Below are 17,909 nucleotides of genomic sequence, written 5' to 3' on the forward strand. Positions count from 1 at the left end.
CAACCTTTCCAGTCAGGGAGTTGCTATGTCTGCCAGACATCCGGTTATTGCCGTTACGGGGTCGAGTGGTGCGGGAACCACCACCACCAGCCTCGCGTTTCGCAAGATTTTCGCCCAGTTGAATCTCCGCGCGGCGGAGGTCGAAGGCGACAGCTTTCACCGCTATACGCGCCCGGAGATGGATATGGCCATCCGCAAAGCGCGTGATTTGGGCAAACACATCAGCTACTTCGGCCCGGAGGCCAATGACTTCGGCCTGCTGGAGCAAACGTTTCAAGAGTACGGCCTAAGCGGCAAAGGCCAGTCCCGCAAATATCTGCACACCTACGACGAAGCCGTTCCCTGGAATCAGGTCCCGGGCACCTTTACCCCCTGGCAGCCGCTGCCGGAACCTACCGACGTGCTGTTTTACGAAGGATTGCACGGCGGCGTGGTGACGCCGCATCACGACGTGGCGCGACATGTGGACCTGCTGGTCGGCGTGGTGCCAATCGTTAACCTGGAGTGGATCCAGAAGCTGACGCGAGACATCAGCGAGCGCGGCCATTCACGCGAGGCGGTGATGGATTCGGTCGTGCGCTCAATGGAAGATTACATCAATTATCTGACACCACAGTTTTCCCGCACCCACATCAACTTCCAGCGTGTGCCGACGGTGGACACCTCCAACCCGTTCGCGGCCAAAAGTATCCCGTCGCTGGATGAGAGCTTTGTGGTGATCCATTTCCGCAATCTCGACGGCATCGATTACCCCTGGCTGCTGGCGATGCTGCAGGGCTCGTTTATTTCTCACATGAATACGTTAGTGGTGCCCGGCGGAAAAATGGGGCTGGCGATGGAGCTGATCATGACGCCGCTGGTGCAGCGGTTGATGGAAGGGAAACAGATCGCATAATCATATTCCCTCTCCCGGTAGGAGAGGGTTAGGGTGAGGGCATCAACACGCACGATGCCCCATTAATCACGCCTCGATCACTTCATACGAATGGGTAATTTTTACCGCTTTCTCCAGCATTAACGCCACAGAGCAGTATTTTTCCGCAGACAGATTCACCGCGCGTGAGACGGCAGCATCTTTCAGCGCGTTCCCGGTGACAACAAAATGCAGGTTAATGTGCGTGAACAGGCGTGGCGCCTCTTCGCGACGTTCTGACGTGAGCTTGACTTCACAGTCGGTCACATCATGACGGCCCTTTTGCAGAATCGACACCACGTCAATCGCGCTGCATCCCCCTGCCGCCATCAGCACCATCTCCATTGGGCTGGGTGCTTTATCGCCGGAGTTACCGTCCATCAAAATCTGGTGTCCCGACGAGGACTCGCCCAGGAACGTTAAACCTTCTACCCATTTCACGCGCGCTTGCATATTCATTAGCTCCAACGTTGCATTTTTGGTGACAGATTACGCGTGCGTTACATTTCTCGCAATGGAAGGCGACCTGCGTCATGCTGAAGCGAGACACCAGGAGACACGCGGCGAAAGCTATGCTAAAACACTCTGGATGCTACAGTAATACATTGACGTTACACATGTATGCAGAGGACATCAAACTTTACTGGCTGCGAAACGTTACGACAGCCGACTTCCCAGGTATGGGTAAGAATTCGATTGCAACCCCAGAGTCCGGATGCATCTTATGACTCTGGTGACAGCTTATAACAGAGGATAACAGCGCATGGTGCTTGGCAAACCGCAAACAGACCCGACTCTCGAATGGTTCTTGTCTCATTGCCACATTCATAAGTACCCATCGAAGAGCACGCTGATTCACCAGGGTGAAAAAGCGGAAACGTTGTATTACATCGTCAAAGGCTCGGTGGCAGTGCTGATCAAAGATGAAGAAGGGAAAGAGATGATCCTTTCTTATCTGAACCAGGGCGATTTTATCGGTGAACTGGGCCTGTTTGAAGAAGGCCAGGAACGTAGCGCCTGGGTTCGTGCAAAGACAGCATGTGAAGTGGCTGAAATTTCCTACAAGAAATTCCGTCAGTTGATTCAGGTTAACCCTGACATCCTGATGCGTCTTTCTTCGCAGATGGCTCGCCGTCTGCAGGTGACATCAGAGAAAGTGGGTAACCTCGCCTTCCTGGACGTGACCGGCCGTATCGCGCAGACCCTGCTGAACCTGGCGAAACAGCCAGACGCTATGACCCACCCTGACGGCATGCAAATTAAAATTACCCGCCAGGAAATTGGTCAGATCGTCGGTTGCTCCCGTGAAACAGTGGGCCGTATCCTGAAAATGCTGGAAGATCAGAACCTGATCTCCGCCCACGGTAAAACCATCGTGGTTTACGGAACCCGTTAATCCCGATAAAACGGCGTGCCATCGCAAGGTGTCACGCCGTTTTTGTCTCTACTCCCCATGTGGCGCAGGCTGATTTATCACCCGGAAGTTAACTACGCACTGCGACAAACGCTGGTGTTGTGCCTTCCTGTGGCCGTGGGCCTGATCCTTGGGCATCTTCAGCAGGGGCTGCTGTTTTCACTGGTTCCCGCCTGCTGCAACATTGCCGGTCTCGACACCCCGCATAAGCGTTTTTTCAAACGTCTGATTATCGGCGGTTCGCTGTTTGCCGGGTGTAGCCTGGCCGTGCAGCTTTTGCTGGCCCGCGATATTCCGCTGCCGCTGATCCTGAGCGTGCTGGCGATGACGCTGGGGGTGACCGCCGAAATCAGTTCGCTGCACGCGCGTTTACTGCCCGCCTCACTCATCGCGGCCATCTTTACCCTGAGTCTCGCAGGTAACATGCCAGTGTGGGAGCCGCTGCTGATTTACGCCCTCGGTACACTATGGTATGGCCTGTTTAACTGGTTCTGGTTCTGGCTGTGGCGGGAACAGCCGCTGCGTGAATCCCTGAGCCTGCTCTATGTCCAGCTTGCGGAGTACTGCGAAGCCAAATACACACTGCTGACCCAGCATACCGACCCGGAAAAATCGCTGCCGCCGCTGCTGACGCGCCAGCAGAAGGTGGTGGATCTGATAAGCCAGTGCTACCAGCAACTGCATATGCTGGCCGCCAACAAGAACCACGAATATAAACGGCTGCTGCGCACCTTCCAGGTGGGGCTGGATCTGCAGGAGCATATCTCCGTGAGCCTGCACCACCCGAAGGAGGTGCAAAAGCTGGTGGAGCGCAGCCATGCCGAAGCGGTGATCCGCTGGAACGCGCAGACCGTGTCCGCACGCCTGCGGGTACTGGCCGACGACATTCTTTATCACCGTTACCCCACCCGCTTTAACATGGACAAGCAGCTCGGCGCACTGGAGAAAATCGCCCGCCAGCATGAGGATAACCCGGTAGGCCAGTTTGCCGCCTGGCACTTCAGCCGTATTGCCCGCGTGCTGCGTACCCAGCGCCCGCTCTATCCCCGCGATCTGATGGCGGATAAGCAAAAGCGCCTGCCGCTGCTGCCTGCGCTTAAAAGCTATCTCTCGTTTAAATCTTCCGCCCTGCGCAACGCCGCCCGGATTAGCGTGATGCTGAGCATCGCCAGCCTGATGGGCATGGCGCTGCATCTGCCCAAACCCTACTGGATATTAATGACGGTACTGTTTGTCACTCAGAACGGCTACGGCGCCACGCGAGTGCGTATTCTGCACCGGGCGGGCGGAACCATGGCGGGGTTGATTATCGCGGGCGTAACGCTGCACTTCCACGTGCCGGAAGGCTATACGCTGGCAGGCATGCTATTGATTACCCTGGTGAGCTACCTGATCATCCGCAAAAACTACGGCTGGGCGATGGTGGGCTTTACGGTCACGGCGGTATACACCCTGCAGTTGCTTACGCTCAATGGCGAACAGTTTATTGTCGCCAGGCTTATCGATACCCTGATTGGCTGTCTGATTGCCTTTGGTGGTATGGTCTGGCTGTGGCCACAATGGCAAAGCGGCCTGCTCAGGCAGAACGCCCACGACGCGCTGGAGGCCGACCAGCAGGCTATCCGCCTGATCCTGAGCGACGATCCGCAGCCCTCCCCGCTGGCGTATCAGCGGATGAAGGTCAACCAGGCGCATAACGCCCTGTTCAACTCGCTGAATCAGGCGATGCAGGAGCCCGGCTTTAACTCGCACTATCTGGCGGATATGAAGCTCTGGGTGACGCACAGCCAGTTCATCGTCGAACATATCAACGCGATGACCACGCTGGCGCGTGAACATACCATGCTAACGCCAGACCTGGCGCAGCGCTATTTGCAGTCGTGTGAGATTGCCCTGCAGCGGTGTCAGCAGCGTCTGGAGTATGACGCGCCGGGTGAATCGGGGGATTCGAACATTCTGGAAGCGCCGGAAACGCTCACCCACGGGCCAATGAGCACGCTGGAGCAGCATCTGCAACGCATTCTGGGGCATCTGAACACCATGCACACCATTTCGTCGGTGGCATGGCGTCAGCGTCCGCATCACGGCATCTGGTTAACGCGGCGGTTAAAACGAACCGAGTATTAGCCTTTAACGATCTTCGCGACCGCCGCAGCAAAGCGGGTTAATCCATCTTCAATATCGTTCTCTTCGACCACCAGCGACGGCGCAAAGCGCATCACGTCCGGGCCGGCGTTGAGTACCATCACCCCTTCGTGAGCAGCGGCGTGCAGGAAATCGCGTGCGCGGCCTTTGTACTGCGGCTTCAGCTCAGCGCCAATCAGCAATCCCATGCCACGGATCTCGCTGAAGACGTCGTACGTTTCGTCGATCTGCTGCAGATGTTTCACGAACAGCTCGCGCTTCGCCTGAACGCCGCTTAATACCTCCGGCGTATTGATGATATCAAACGCCGCACCGGCGATGGCGCAGGCCAGCGGGTTTCCGCCGTAGGTGGAGCCGTGTGAGCCGACATGGAACGCGGAAGCGATCTCCTGGGTGGTGAGCACCGCGCTGACCGGGAAGCCGCCGCCGAGCGCTTTGGCGCTGGTCAGAATATCCGGCGTCACGCCGTAGTGCATATAGGCGAACAGGGAGCCTGTACGCCCCATCCCGCTCTGGACTTCATCAAACACCAGCAGCGCCTGATGCTGATCGCACAGCGCGCGCAGCCCTTTGAGGAATTCCGGCGTTGCCGCCGTCACGCCACCTTCACCCTGAATCGGCTCAACCACGACCGCGCAGGTATGGTCATCCATCACCGCTTTCACCGCATGCAGATCGTTAAAGGGCACATGAATGATATCGGCGGGTTTCGGACCAAAGCCGTCGGAATACTTCGGCTGGCCGCCAACGGAAACGGTAAACAGTGAACGACCGTGGAAAGCGTTATGGAAAGCGATGATTTTGGTTTTGTATGGGCTGTGGCGTGTGGAAGCGTAGTAGCGCGCCAGCTTGAAGGCGGTTTCGTTGGCTTCGGTCCCGGAGTTCATAAACAGCACGCGCTCGGCGAAAGTCGCGTCAATGATCTTGCGCCCCAGGCGCAATGCCGGTTCGTTGGTAAAGACGTTGCTGGTGTGCCACAGGGTTTCGCCCTGGGTTTTCAGTGCCTCGACCAGTGCAGGATGGCAATGCCCCAGCGCCGTCACCGCAATCCCCCCGGCGAAATCCACGTACTCTTTCCCCTGCTGATCCCAGACGCGGCTGCCTTTTCCCTTTACCGGGATAAACTCGGCCGGTGCATAAATCGGCAGAATGACTTCATCGAATGTCGCGCGGGTAATTGCAGATTGTTCAGTTGCCATGTCATGACCATCCATTTTATGTCACATTGATTGTGAAAATATAATCACAAAATATGCATAAAAAATCACAGCAAGGCAACAGATATTCAGCGATTGAGGAAATTAGCCAGCAGCTGGTGCCCCTGTTCGCTGAGAATACTCTCCGGGTGGAACTGCACCCCTTCGAGATCCCATTCACGATGGCGAATGCCCATGATCTCCTGCGTCTCGCTCCAGGCGGTCACCTCAAAGCAGTCGGGCAGCGTCGGCGGGTCAATCACCAGAGAATGGTAGCGCGTGACGGTTAACGGGTTATTTAACCCGCTAAACACGCCCGTGCCGGTATGGGTAACCGGGGAGGTTTTACCGTGCATCACCCTGGCAGCACGGACGATGGTGGCGCCAAACACCTGCCCGATGGCCTGATGGCCAAGGCAGACGCCAAGAATCGGCAACCTGCCGGCGTAGTGGCGGATCACATCCAGAGAAATACCCGATTCCGATGGGGTACACGGCCCCGGCGAGATAACGATTTTCTTTGGGGCCAGCGCGTCAATCTCGGACAGGCTGATGTCGTCGTTACGGCGGACAACCACCTCTGCACCCAGTTCACAAAAATACTGGTAAAGGTTCCAGGTGAAGGAATCGTAGTTATCAATCAGCAGAATCATGGCGGCTCCCGAAAAAAATGCCGCCCTATTCTACTCAGATTCCCGCGCTTCGCTCACTACTTTGGCAAAGATAGCGTTCAGGGCGGACAAATCTCCCGTTGCGCCGCTCTGATTAGCCGCGACCCACTGCTCAGGATCGATATCGCGCCAGTCCAGCAGGTAACCCGCATGGATCGCCAGCTGTTCAAAGAAAACACGTTGCGCAATGCCATTACCGCTGGCAAAAGGATGCAGCATATTGATTTCACAATAGTAATGGCTTATCCGCTCGATAAACTCCTCTTTCTGAAGACCCACCAGGTACCGGTCGCTTTCCAGTGCCGACATCAATTCATTGCCCATCTTCTCAATGTATTCGAAATGGCAAAAAGGAATCTCCCCTTTGAAAATATCGTCCGTACGGTATTCACCTGCCCGTTTCATCTCTCTGCGATACAGATGGCGGTGAATAAGGCACAGATGGGGCAACCCAGGCGCTGAAGGCCCAAGTTCCAGCGTCTCAATCTGGGGATCTGAAGGACCATGACCCTTTTCAAGGAGACAACTGGCCTGAAAATTGACGTTACGCTGCTGCTCCCAGAGACGGGATTTTTGCTTATCGGTGAGTTTTTTCACTTAACGCCTCCCTGAATATGTCCGTTTGCCAAAGTATAAGCAGCAAAACGCGCTTTCGCAGGGAGGGCTAACAACACGGGCGAGACGCGCCCGTGTCAAAGAGGATTACGGCAGTACTTTTGCAGAGAGGATCACGACCGGTTTGGATGGTACATTCTGGTATGGCCCAACGTCGTGGGTCTGTACCTGAGAAATCTTGTCCGCCACGTCCATCCCTTTTACCACTTTACCAAACACCGCATAGCCGAAGTCACGCTGGCCGTGGTCGAGGAAGGCGTTATCCGCCACGTTGATAAAGAACTGGCTGGTAGCGCTGTCTTTATCCGCCGTACGCGCCATGGCGATGGTGCCACGGGTGTTCAGCAGGCCGTTGTCCGCTTCGTTTTTGATCGGTGGATTCGGCTGTTTCTGCTGCATCTGCTCGTTGAAACCGCCGCCTTGCACCATAAAGCCTGGGATCACGCGGTGGAAGGTGGTGTTGTTGTAAAAGCCGCTGTTTACGTAGTCGAGGAAGTTTTTCACAGAAACCGGGGCTTTCTGGCTATTCAGTTCCAGCTCAATATTCCCTGCGGAGGTGGTCAGCAGAACATGAGGGTCCCCTTTTGCTGCCAGCGCAGCCGGGGAAACGGCAGAAAGAGCAAACACAGCTGCGACAGCCGCCAGTGTTGATTTGAGCATGAGAATTCCTTAACAAAGCGCAGTATAAAAAGCGAATGGCTTGATTCTAAAGAGCAGTATGAACGGAGACCAGCCTTTTACCTAATTTTACGAAATTGAAACAGTTGTTACCGCGCAAACGATTGGTTATGACGCAATTTTATGTGATCGCGATCACATAAAAACCTGCAATGAAGCTCATATTTTCTTTAAAAGATATGAATGGATCACTTTCGCGACTAAAATCTGCCCGCTCTCAGCGCCTATCCGGCGCTTTTCTTTTCCTGAACAGGCCAGACATGACTAACAGCAATCGTATCAAGCTCACATGGATCAGCTTCTTCTCCTACGCCCTGACCGGCGCGTTGGTGATCGTCACCGGGATGGTGATGGGAAATATCGCAGACTACTTCCAGCTGCCCGTTTCCAGCATGAGTAACACCTTCACCTTCCTCAACGCGGGGATCCTGATCTCCATTTTCCTGAATGCCTGGCTGATGGAAATTGTTCCGCTGAAAACGCAGCTGCGTTTTGGTTTTGTGCTGATGGTCGCCGCCGTGGCGGGTCTGATGCTGAGCCACAGCATCGCCCTGTTCTCCGCCGCCATGTTCGTGCTCGGTCTGGTCAGCGGGATCACCATGTCGATTGGTACCTTCCTGATTACCCATATGTATGAAGGCCGTCAGCGCGGCGCGCGCCTGCTGTTTACCGACTCCTTCTTCAGCATGGCCGGGATGATTTTCCCGATGGTCGCGGCCGTTCTGCTGGCGCGCAGCATTGAGTGGTACTGGGTCTACGCCTGTATCGGCCTGGTTTACGTGGCCATCTTCATTCTGACCTTCGGCTGCGAATTCCCGGTTCTGGGTAAAAAAGCACAGACCACGGCAGAGCCTGTGGCGAAAGAGAAATGGGGTATCGGCGTACTGTTCCTCTCCATTGCCGCACTGTGCTACATCCTGGGTCAGCTGGGCTTTATCTCCTGGGTGCCGGAATACGCCAAAGGTCTGGGCATGAGCCTGAACGACGCGGGTAAACTGGTGAGCGATTTCTGGATGTCTTACATGTTTGGCATGTGGGCGTTTAGCTTCATCCTGCGCTTCTTCGATCTGCAGCGCATCCTGACCGTGCTGGCAGGCCTGGCTACCGTGCTCATGTATCTGTTCATCAACGGTTCCCCGGACCACATGCCGTGGTTCATTCTGACCCTGGGCTTCTTCTCCAGCGCCATTTATACGTCGATCATCACTCTGGGCTCCCTGCAGACCAAAGTGGCCTCGCCGAAGCTGGTGAACTTCGTCCTGACCTGCGGCACCATCGGCACCATGCTGACCTTTGTGGTGACGGGCCCGATCGTCGCCCACAGCGGTCCGCTGGCGGCGCTGCACACCGCTAACGGCCTGTACGCCGTGGTGTTCATCATGTGCTTCATCCTGGGCTTTGTAACCCGCCACCGCCAGCATAACGCTGCAGCGGCGTCGCACTAATCCCTGCGCCCCTCTGCGCTACGCAGAGGGGCTGTTTCTGGCAAAACTTATCTCTTCTCCCCCGCTATCCATCTGGATCCAGGTCTGCGCCAGCTGCGTGGTGGCAATAATCCGCCCCTGCCGAATGGACCAGCGCACCGGCACCTGACAGCGTACCGCCTCAAACCCACTCTCTGCAGGCAAAATCACCAGGTTCGCCGGGTTACCCGTCTCAATACCGTAATCGCTCAGGCCAAAGGTGCGGGCGCTGTTATGGGTGATCAGGTTCAGGCCGCTGTCAATTTGCGGGTAGCCCATCATCTGACAGACGTGCAGCCCCATATGCAGCACCTGCAGCATATTGCCGGTACCGAGCGGATACCATGGATCAAACACATCATCATGACCAAAGCAGACGTTAATGCCCGCCGCCTGTAGCTCCTTCACGCGGGTAATGCCCCGACGCTTCGGATAGTCGTCAAAACGCCCCTGCAGGTGGATATTCACCAGCGGATTCGCCACAAAGTTAATGCCCGACATCTTCAGCAGGCAGAACAGCCGCGAGGTATACGCGCCGTTGTAGGAATGCATGGCGGTGGTGTGGCTGGCCGTGACCCGCGCGCCAATGCCAGCTTCATAGGCCAGCGTGGCGACCGTCTCCACAAAGCGGGACTGCTCATCGTCGATTTCATCACAATGAATATCCAGCGGACGGTCGTATTTCTTCGCCAGGTCAAAGGCGATATGCAGGGACTGCACGCCGTATTCCCGGGTGAATTCGAAGTGCGGGATGGCACCCACCACATCCGCGCCCAGCGTTAATGCCTCTTCCAGCAGCGCCGCGCCGTTCGGGTAAGAGAGAATGCCTTCCTGCGGGAATGCCACGATTTGCAGCGTCACCCACGGGGCGACCTCCTGTTTAACCTCCAGCATCGCCTTCAGGGCGGTAAGTGTCGGGTCGGAGACATCCACGTGGGAGCGGACAAACTGGATCCCGTTGGCAATTTGCCACTTCAGCGTTTTCCATGCGCGCGCTTTGACATCTTCATGGCTGAGCAGCGCCTTACGCTCCGCCCAGCGTTCAATCCCTTCAAACAGCGTGCCGGACTGGTTCCAGTGTGGCTCGCCCGCCGTCTGCGTGGTATCCAGGTGAATATGCGGCTCAATAAACGGTGGAATAGCAAGTCCGCCGCGGGCATTCAAGACCTCATAGCTTTCGCTGTGAGTCTCGTCCATGGGCGTGATAGCACCAAACCGACCGTTCTCGATGGCGATCTGCCACAGCCCTTCGCGATCCGGTAAACGAACATTCTGCACAAGCCAAAGCGGTGTTGTAGACATACCTTTCCCCTGAAAAACGCGGCTGAAATTAAGGAGTACCTGTTTTTCCAAAAATAGCCACTCTTTTTGTACATAAAATCGACGACAACGAAAAGCCAGCGATTTCCATAACTTATAAAAATCCTGACAAATCATACATCTACCACCTAGGGAGTAGGCGAAGGCGTATTTGATTTGCATCAATAAGTGCCCCTGCTGAATCGTTAAGGTAGGCAGTAATAGAAAAGAAATCGAGGCAAAAATGAGCAAAGTCAGACTCGCTATCATCGGTAACGGCATGGTCGGCCACCGCTTTATTGAGGATCTTCTCGATAAAGCCAGCGCTGAGCAGTTCGATATTACCGTGTTCTGTGAAGAACCCCGCAAGGCGTACGACCGTGTGCACTTGTCTTCCTACTTCTCCCATCATACCGCCGAAGAGCTCTCTCTGGTGCGTGAAGGTTTCTATGAGAAGCATGGCGTAAAAGTGCTGGTGGGCGAACGCGCTATCACCATCAACCGTCAGGAGAAAGTGATCCACTCCAGCGCTGGCCGTACGGTTTTTTACGACAAGCTGATCATGGCGACTGGCTCATATCCGTGGATCCCGCCTATCAAAGGTTCGGAAACGCAGGATTGCTTCGTTTACCGTACCATTGAAGATCTCAACGCCATCGAATCCTGCGCACGTCGCAGTAAACGCGGCGCGGTGGTCGGGGGCGGCCTGCTGGGTCTGGAGGCAGCCGGAGCGTTGAAAAACCTCGGCGTTGAAACGCACGTCATCGAATTTGCCCCGATGCTGATGGCCGAACAGCTGGACCACATGGGTGGCGATCAGCTGCGCCGTAAGATTGAAAGCATGGGCGTGAAAGTCCATACCAGCAAAAACACCAAAGAGATTGTGCAGGAAGGCACCGAAGCGCGTAAAACCATGCGCTTTGCCGACGGCAGCGAGCTCGAAGTTGACTTTATCGTCTTCTCCACCGGTATTCGTCCACGCGACAAGCTGGCCACCCAGTGCGGTCTGGCGGTTGCCCAGCGCGGCGGGATCATGGTGAACGATACCTGCCAGACCTCCGACCCGGATATCTATGCTATCGGCGAATGTGCCAGCTGGAATAACCGCGTGTACGGTCTGGTGGCGCCGGGCTACAAAATGGCGCAGGTCGCCGTTGACCATATTCTCGGAAACGAAAACGCCTTCGAAGGCGCGGACTTGAGCGCCAAGCTGAAGCTGCTGGGCGTGGACGTGGGCGGCATCGGCGATGCGCATGGCCGCACGCCGGGCGCGCGCAGCTACGTTTATCTCGACGAGAGCAAAGAGATCTATAAACGCCTGATCGTCAGCCAGGACAACAAAACCCTGCTCGGTGCGGTGCTGGTGGGCGACACCAGCGACTACGGCAACCTGCTGCAACTGGTGCTGAACGCCATCGAACTGCCGGAGAATCCGGACGCGCTGATCCTCCCGGCGCACGCTTCCAGCGGCAAGCCGTCTATCGGCGTCGATAAACTGCCGGACAGCGCGCAGATCTGCTCCTGCTTCGACGTCACCAAAGGCATGTTGATCTCCGCCATCAACAAAGGCTGTCACACCGTTGCGGCGCTGAAAGCGGAAACCAAAGCCGGAACCGGCTGCGGCGGCTGTATTCCTCTGGTCACTCAGGTGCTTAACGCCGAACTGGCGAAACAGGGCATCGAAGTGAACAACAACCTGTGCGAGCACTTCGCGTACTCTCGCCAGGAGCTGTATCACCTGATCCGCGTGGAAGGCATTAAATCCTTCGACGAACTGCTGGCCAAGCACGGCCAGGGCTATGGCTGCGAAGTGTGTAAACCGACCGTCGGCTCCCTGCTGGCCTCTTGCTGGAATGAGTACATCCTCAAACCAGAACATACGCCGCTGCAGGACACCAACGACAACTTCCTGGCAAATATCCAGAAAGACGGGACTTACTCCGTTATCCCACGCTCTGCGGGCGGTGAAATCACCCCGGAAGGGCTGGTGGCCGTGGGCCGTATCGCGCGTGAATTTAACCTCTACACCAAAATCACCGGTTCCCAGCGTATCGGCCTGTTTGGTGCACAGAAAGATGACCTGCCGGAGATCTGGCGTCAGCTGATTGAGGCGGGCTTCGAAACCGGTCATGCGTATGCCAAAGCGCTGCGCATGGCGAAAACCTGCGTGGGCAGCACCTGGTGCCGCTACGGCGTGGGCGACAGCGTGGGCTTCGGCGTCGAGCTGGAAAACCGCTACAAAGGCATCCGTACCCCGCACAAAATGAAGTTCGGCGTCTCCGGCTGTACCCGTGAATGTGCCGAAGCGCAGGGGAAAGACGTGGGGATCATCGCCACCGAGAAAGGCTGGAACCTGTACGTCTGCGGTAACGGCGGGATGAAACCACGCCACGCTGATCTGCTGGCGGCCGATCTTGATCACGACACGCTGATTCAGTATCTCGACCGCTTCATGATGTTCTACATCCGTACCGCCGACAAACTGACCCGTACCGCTTCCTGGCTGGATAATCTGGAGGGCGGCATCGACTACCTGAAGTCGGTCATCATCGACGACAAGCTGGGGCTGAACGAACATCTGGAAGCCGAGATGGCGCGCCTGCGCGCGGCGGTGATTTGCGAGTGGACGGAAACCGTCAACACGCCAGCGGCACAGACACGCTTCAAACACTTCATCAACAGCACCCAGCGCGACCCGAACGTGCAGGTAGTAGCAGAGCGCGAACAGCATCGTCCGGCGACACCTTATGAACGTATTCCGGTCACGCTGGTGGAGGAAAACGCATGAGCCAGTGGGTAAACATCTGCAACATTAACGACATTCTGCCGGCAACCGGCGTCTGTGCGCTGCTGGGAAACGAGCAGGTCGCGATTTTCCGCCCTCGCCACGACGAACAGGTTTTTGCCATCAGCAATATCGACCCGTTTTTTGAGGCCAGCGTCCTCTCCCGCGGGCTGATTGCCGAGCATCAGGGTGAACTGTGGGTCGCCAGTCCGCTGAAAAAACAGCGTTTCCGTTTAAGCGACGGACTGTGCATGGAAGATGAAAGCTACTCGGTGAAGCACTACGACGTTCGCGTGAAGGACGGCCAGGTGCAGTTAAAAGCCTAACCCCCCGCCTTTCCTATAGGAAAGGCTTATGACCCCTTATGGGTAACGGCAGGAAAAACCGTATGTTTCCGGCGATTCCTGCTGTTATTCTGACGTCAATTCTTACCCCCTCCATGAATGCTGTGAGGTAATGTCGTGGACCACCTGCCGATTTTCTGTCAATTACGCCATCGCGACTGCCTGCTTGTGGGTGGCGGCGATGTGGCTGAACGCAAAGCCCGCTTGCTGTTAGAGGCAGGTGCCCGTCTTACGGTTAACGCCCTCGCCTTCGCACCACAGTTTGAAGCCTGGGCGAAGGAAGGGATGCTCACGCTGAATCAGGGGGAGTTTAACGAGTCCCTGCTGGATACCTGCTGGCTGACTATTGCCGCGACGGATGACGATGAAGTGAATCAGCGCGTCAGCGATGCCTGCGAAGCGCGCCGTATCTTCTGCAACGTGGTGGATGCGCCGAAAGAAGCCAGCTTTATCATGCCGTCGATAATCGACCGTTCACCACTGATGATTGCGGTGTCGTCAGGTGGCCGCTCGCCGGTTCTCGCCCGCCTGCTGCGGGAAAAACTGGAAGCACTGCTGCCGCAACATCTTGGGCAAATTGCCCATTATGCAGGGCAACTGCGTTCACGAGTGAAGCAAACCTTCGCGACCGTGGGCGAGCGCCGTCGCTTCTGGGAAAAATTCTTCGTCAATGACCGGCTGGCCCAGTCGCTGGCCAATCAGGACGTGAAGGCGGTTGAAGAGACGACCGAGCAGTTACTCTCTGAACCGCTGGATCATCGTGGCGAGGTGGTGCTGGTAGGCGCAGGTCCCGGCGATGCGGGATTACTGACGCTGAAAGGACTCCAGCAGATCCAGCAGGCCGATACCGTTGTGTATGACCGTCTGGTCTCCGATGAGATCATGAATCTGGTACGTCGCGATGCGGACCGGGTGTTTGTGGGTAAACGTGCGGGTTATCACTGCGTGCCGCAGGAAGAGATTAATCAGATCCTGCTGCGGGAAGCGCAAAAAGGAAAACGTGTGGTGCGCCTGAAGGGCGGGGATCCGTTTATCTTTGGTCGCGGCGGCGAGGAACTGGAAACCCTGTGCAACGCAGGCATTCCGTTCTCTGTGGTGCCTGGCATTACGGCGGCATCCGGCTGTTCGGCGTACTCCGGTATTCCATTGACCCATCGTGATTACGCGCAGAGCGTGCGTCTGGTAACGGGGCACCTGAAAACCGGCAGCGAACTGGACTGGCACAACCTGGCCGCCGAAAAGCAGACGCTGGTCTTCTATATGGGGCTGAATCAGGCCGCTACGATCCAGGCGAAATTACTGGAACACGGCATGGAAGCGGATATGCCCGTCGCACTGGTGGAAAACGGCACCTCCATTAAGCAGCGCGTGGTAAATGGCGTGCTGACACAGCTGGGTGAGCTGGCGCAGCAGGTTGAAAGCCCGGCGCTGATTATTGTCGGCCGCGTGGTCGAGCTGCGCGATAAACTCAACTGGTTCTCAAATCACTAGCGCATATTCTCCCTTCTTCGAGTAGTCCTTAACCGGACTACTCCCCTGTTACTGCTGTCGATAACATACCTCCCGCAAAATGGAACTTTTCCATTTATTCCCTCGTGTTACATCCAATTTAGTTTTTTTAAGACAAGGAATGCGTATGTTCAAACTGGCTAAAGCTGCCGTTCTGGTAGGCCTGTTATCGACTCTGACGGCCTGCACTGGCCACGTGCAAAACACCAAAAATAACTGCAGCTACGATTATCTGCTGCACCCGGCGATCTCTATTTCGAAGATCATCGGGGGTTGTGGCCCGGCGGCACAGCAGTAAGCTGTTTTACAGGTGTAAAAAAACCGGGGATTCCCCGGTTTTTTTGTTTAGAAAAGTGCAGCGTGATGCCCTCACCCTGGCCCTCTCCCTGTGGGAGAGGGTACAAACCCTAAAAACGGTAACGCCGTTACCGTTTTGCTTTTACCTACGGCTTACCCACAAACCCAATCGCTTCATACACCGCTTTCAGGGTTTCTGACGCGCGCGCGCTGGCTTTTTCAGCGCCCTCTTTCATCACCTTCTGCAGGAAGGCTTCATCGTTACGGTAGCGGTGATAACGCTCCTGCAGCTCGGTCAGCATACCGGAAACGGCATCCGCCACTTCGCCTTTCAGGTGGCCGTACATCTTGCCTTCAAAGTGCTGTTCCAGCTCAGGAATGCTCTGGCCGGTCACACCGGAGAGGATATCCAGCAGGTTGGAGACCCCCGCTTTGTTCTGCACATCGTAGCGCACAACAGGCGGCTCGTCGGAGTCGGTCACGGCACGCTTGAGCTTTTTAACCACCGATTTCGGATCTTCCAGCAGGCCAATAACGTTGTTGCGGTTATCGTCAGACTTGGACATCTTTTTGGTCGGCTCCAGCAGCGACATCACGCGTGCACCGGATTTTGGAATAAATGGCTCTGGCACTTTGAACACTTCGCCATACAGGGCGTTAAAGCGCTGGGCGATATCACGGCTCAGCTCAAGATGTTGCTTCTGGTCTTCACCCACCGGCACCTGGTTAGTCTGATACAGCAGAATGTCAGCCGCCATCAGCACCGGATAGTCAAACAGACCGGCGTTGATGTTCTCGGAATAGCGCGCGGATTTATCCTTGAACTGCGTCATACGGCTCAGTTCACCAAAGTAGGTGTAGCAGTTCAGCGCCCAGCCAAGCTGTGCATGCTCCGGCACGTGAGACTGAACGAAGATGGTGCTCTTTTCAGGATCGATCCCGCAGGCCAGATAGAGCGCCAGGGTGTCCAGCGTGGCTTTACGCAGCTTCTCAGGATCCTGACGGGCGGTAATAGCATGCAGATCCACAATGCAGTAAATGCAATGGTAGTCATCCTGCATGCTAACCCACTGACGTAACGCACCCATGTAGTTACCAATGGTCAATTCACCTGACGGCTGGGCGCCACTAAAAACGATGGGCTTAGTCATTTTTCAATTCCTGATGTTCACTGTATGAAAGCCCGAGTGCGGGCAACAAATCTTTGAAGCGATCGAACACGACGTCCGGCTCACTCAGGGTAATGGCCTCACCGTAGTTGTAGCCATAGGTTAACCCCACGGAGGGACAACCCGCCGCTCTGGCAGCCAGAATATCATTGCGTGAATCACCGACAAAGAGCAGCTCAGCAGGTGTTAAGGATAATTTTCCTGCCACCAGCAACAGCGGTTCCGGGTGCGGCTTTTTATTCTGTACGTCATCACCGCCCACAATCACGGTGAAGTATTTCGCGATATCCAGCGCGTCCAGCAATGGCGCAACAAACGGCGTCGGCTTGTTGGTAACCAGCCCCAGCGGAATGCCTTTCGCATGCAGCGCGCTCAGCGTTTCCTTCACGTCCGGGAACAGGAAGCTGCCTTCTTCAACGGTTTCTTCGTAGAAACGGTCAAACAGTTTGCGCAGAATCCGTAGCTGTTCTTCCTGCGGGATATCCGCGTGATCAACGCTCGGTTTACCCTGTGCGGAACGTTGTGACGCACGCTCCTGCCGAGCCCACGTCAGGGCGCGCTCCATCAGGACATCTGCGCCATTACCAATCCACGTCACGACGCGATCTTCGCCCGCGACGGGCAGTTCAAGGGCGTACAGCGCCTGGTCGACGGCGCTCGTTAAGCCCGGCGCGCTGTCAACCAGCGTGCCATCGAGGTCAAATGCAATACCCCGGGTTGCCTGCAATTTATCCATGACTTACCTTCGCCAGCTCGCGGCGCATTTCATCTATAACTTTTTTGTAATCCGGTTGGTCGAAAATTGCCGAACCGGCAACGAACATATCCGCGCCCGCAGCCGCAATTTCGCCAATGTTATTCACCTTCACGCCACCATCCACTTCCAGACGGATGTCATAGCCTGACTCATCAATACGACGGCGCACTTCACGCAGTTTATCGAGCGTGTGAGGAATGAATGACTGCCCGCCAAAGCCCGGGTTAACGGACATCAGCAAGATAACGTCCAGCTTATCCATCACATAGTCGAGATAGCTCAGCGGCGTTGCCGGGTTAAAGACCAGGCCCGCTTTACAGCCGTTTTCTTTAATCAGCTGCAGCATGCGGTCAACGTGTTCAGACGCTTCCGGGTGAAAAGTAATGATACTGGCGCCCGCCGCGGCAAAATCAGGCACGATGCGATCAACCGGTTTCACCATCAGATGGACGTCAATGGGCGCGGTAATACCGTAGTTACGCAGCGCCTTGAGCACCATGGGGCCAATGGTCAGATTAGGAACGTAGTGGTTATCCATAACGTCGAAATGGACGACATCCGCACCCGCGGCGAGCGCGTTAGCAGTGTCCTCACCCAGGCGGGCAAAATCGGCCGACAGAATTGAGGGAGCAATCAAAAACTGTTTCATCCGCA

At 55.9% G+C, this 17,909-nt stretch carries 17 protein-coding genes; 8 read left to right on the forward strand and 9 right to left on the reverse strand.

The annotated features are described in order from the left end of the window. Positions 1 to 25 precede the first annotated feature (25 nt). Complete coding sequence (locus EQV24_RS19870; protein ID WP_013099054.1) at positions 26 to 895, forward strand: phosphoribulokinase; 870 nt, start codon at positions 26 to 28, stop codon at positions 893 to 895. 66 nt (positions 896 to 961) lie between these two features. Here EQV24_RS19870 and EQV24_RS19875 read toward each other — a convergent pair whose 3' ends face one another. Beyond that, positions 962 to 1,366, reverse strand: coding sequence for an OsmC family protein (locus EQV24_RS19875; protein ID WP_058650505.1), 405 nt, complete (start codon positions 1,364 to 1,366; stop codon positions 962 to 964). A 310-nt stretch (positions 1,367 to 1,676) separates the two neighbouring features. Here EQV24_RS19875 and crp point away from each other — a divergent pair, with 310 nt between their 5' ends. Both crp and EQV24_RS19885 read left to right on the forward strand, forming a co-directional pair. Then, positions 1,677 to 2,309, forward strand: a complete 633-nt coding sequence (crp, locus tag EQV24_RS19880; protein ID WP_000242758.1) for a cAMP-activated global transcriptional regulator CRP — start codon at positions 1,677 to 1,679, stop codon at positions 2,307 to 2,309. Positions 2,310 to 2,366: 57 nt separating this feature from the next. Then, on the forward strand, positions 2,367 to 4,454 hold the full coding sequence (locus tag EQV24_RS19885; RefSeq protein WP_013099057.1) for a YccS/YhfK family putative transporter: 2,088 nt from the start codon (positions 2,367 to 2,369) through the stop codon (positions 4,452 to 4,454). On the opposite strand, the gene EQV24_RS19890 is transcribed toward EQV24_RS19885, so the two are convergent. The 4 genes from EQV24_RS19890 to ppiA form a co-directional block, all read right to left on the reverse strand. Further along, positions 4,451 to 5,671: an aspartate aminotransferase family protein gene (locus EQV24_RS19890; protein ID WP_014833535.1), complete on the reverse strand. Its 1,221-nt coding sequence runs from the start codon at positions 5,669 to 5,671 to the stop codon at positions 4,451 to 4,453. The two genes, EQV24_RS19885 and EQV24_RS19890, sit on opposite strands and share 4 nt — an antisense overlap. 86 nt (positions 5,672 to 5,757) lie before the next feature. Next, complete coding sequence (gene pabA, locus EQV24_RS19895) at positions 5,758 to 6,321, reverse strand: aminodeoxychorismate synthase component 2 (RefSeq protein WP_048972488.1); 564 nt, start codon at positions 6,319 to 6,321, stop codon at positions 5,758 to 5,760. A 30-nt stretch (positions 6,322 to 6,351) separates the two neighbouring features. Next, entirely contained in the window at positions 6,352 to 6,936 is a 585-nt protein-coding gene (locus EQV24_RS19900; RefSeq protein WP_038420737.1) for a putative adenosine monophosphate-protein transferase Fic, read from the reverse strand. Positions 6,937 to 7,041: 105 nt separating this feature from the next. Continuing rightward, on the reverse strand, positions 7,042 to 7,614 hold the full coding sequence (ppiA, locus tag EQV24_RS19905; protein WP_013099061.1) for a peptidylprolyl isomerase A: 573 nt from the start codon (positions 7,612 to 7,614) through the stop codon (positions 7,042 to 7,044). A 278-nt stretch (positions 7,615 to 7,892) separates the two neighbouring features. On the opposite strand from ppiA, the gene tsgA reads away from it, so the two are divergent. Continuing rightward, a complete protein-coding gene (gene tsgA, locus EQV24_RS19910) occupies positions 7,893 to 9,077 on the forward strand; it encodes an MFS transporter TsgA (RefSeq protein ID WP_013099062.1) in 1,185 nt (394 codons plus the stop codon). Positions 9,078 to 9,095: 18 nt separating this feature from the next. Here tsgA and EQV24_RS19915 read toward each other — a convergent pair whose 3' ends face one another. Further along, positions 9,096 to 10,397: a cytosine deaminase gene (locus tag EQV24_RS19915; protein WP_130626956.1), complete on the reverse strand. Its 1,302-nt coding sequence runs from the start codon at positions 10,395 to 10,397 to the stop codon at positions 9,096 to 9,098. A 241-nt stretch (positions 10,398 to 10,638) separates the two neighbouring features. On the opposite strand from EQV24_RS19915, the gene nirB reads away from it, so the two are divergent. From nirB to EQV24_RS19935, 4 genes are all read left to right on the forward strand, one after another. Beyond that, positions 10,639 to 13,182 (forward strand): nitrite reductase large subunit NirB, encoded by a 2,544-nt coding sequence (nirB, locus tag EQV24_RS19920; RefSeq protein ID WP_013099064.1) that lies wholly within the window; start codon positions 10,639 to 10,641, stop codon positions 13,180 to 13,182. Further along, positions 13,179 to 13,505: a nitrite reductase small subunit NirD gene (nirD, locus tag EQV24_RS19925; protein ID WP_013099065.1), complete on the forward strand. Its 327-nt coding sequence runs from the start codon at positions 13,179 to 13,181 to the stop codon at positions 13,503 to 13,505. Before nirB ends, nirD begins: the two co-directional genes overlap by 4 nt. A 135-nt stretch (positions 13,506 to 13,640) precedes the next feature. Continuing rightward, positions 13,641 to 15,014: a siroheme synthase CysG gene (gene cysG, locus EQV24_RS19930; RefSeq protein ID WP_013099066.1), complete on the forward strand. Its 1,374-nt coding sequence runs from the start codon at positions 13,641 to 13,643 to the stop codon at positions 15,012 to 15,014. A gap of 145 nt (positions 15,015 to 15,159) precedes the next feature. Continuing rightward, complete coding sequence (locus tag EQV24_RS19935) at positions 15,160 to 15,330, forward strand: YhfL family protein (protein WP_008503029.1); 171 nt, start codon at positions 15,160 to 15,162, stop codon at positions 15,328 to 15,330. A 145-nt stretch (positions 15,331 to 15,475) separates the two neighbouring features. On the opposite strand, the gene trpS is transcribed toward EQV24_RS19935, so the two are convergent. Genes trpS through rpe form a run of 3 tightly spaced genes read right to left on the reverse strand, consistent with a single transcriptional unit; the run spans position 15,476 to position 17,904 of the window. Next, positions 15,476 to 16,480 (reverse strand): tryptophan--tRNA ligase, encoded by a 1,005-nt coding sequence (trpS, locus tag EQV24_RS19940; RefSeq protein WP_013099067.1) that lies wholly within the window; start codon positions 16,478 to 16,480, stop codon positions 15,476 to 15,478. Beyond that, entirely contained in the window at positions 16,473 to 17,234 is a 762-nt protein-coding gene (gene gph, locus EQV24_RS19945; protein ID WP_013099068.1) for a phosphoglycolate phosphatase, read from the reverse strand. The genes trpS and gph overlap by 8 nt, the downstream gene beginning before the upstream one ends. Then, positions 17,227 to 17,904 carry a ribulose-phosphate 3-epimerase gene (gene rpe / locus EQV24_RS19950; protein ID WP_130626957.1) on the reverse strand — a complete coding sequence of 226 codons (678 nt, stop codon included), beginning with the start codon at positions 17,902 to 17,904 and terminating at the stop codon, positions 17,227 to 17,229. Before rpe ends, gph begins: the two co-directional genes overlap by 8 nt. Positions 17,905 to 17,909: the final 5 nt, after the last annotated feature.

It is taken from the genome of Enterobacter sp. A8 (genome assembly GCF_004296595.1).
Classification (GTDB): domain Bacteria; phylum Pseudomonadota; class Gammaproteobacteria; order Enterobacterales; family Enterobacteriaceae; genus Enterobacter; species Enterobacter cloacae.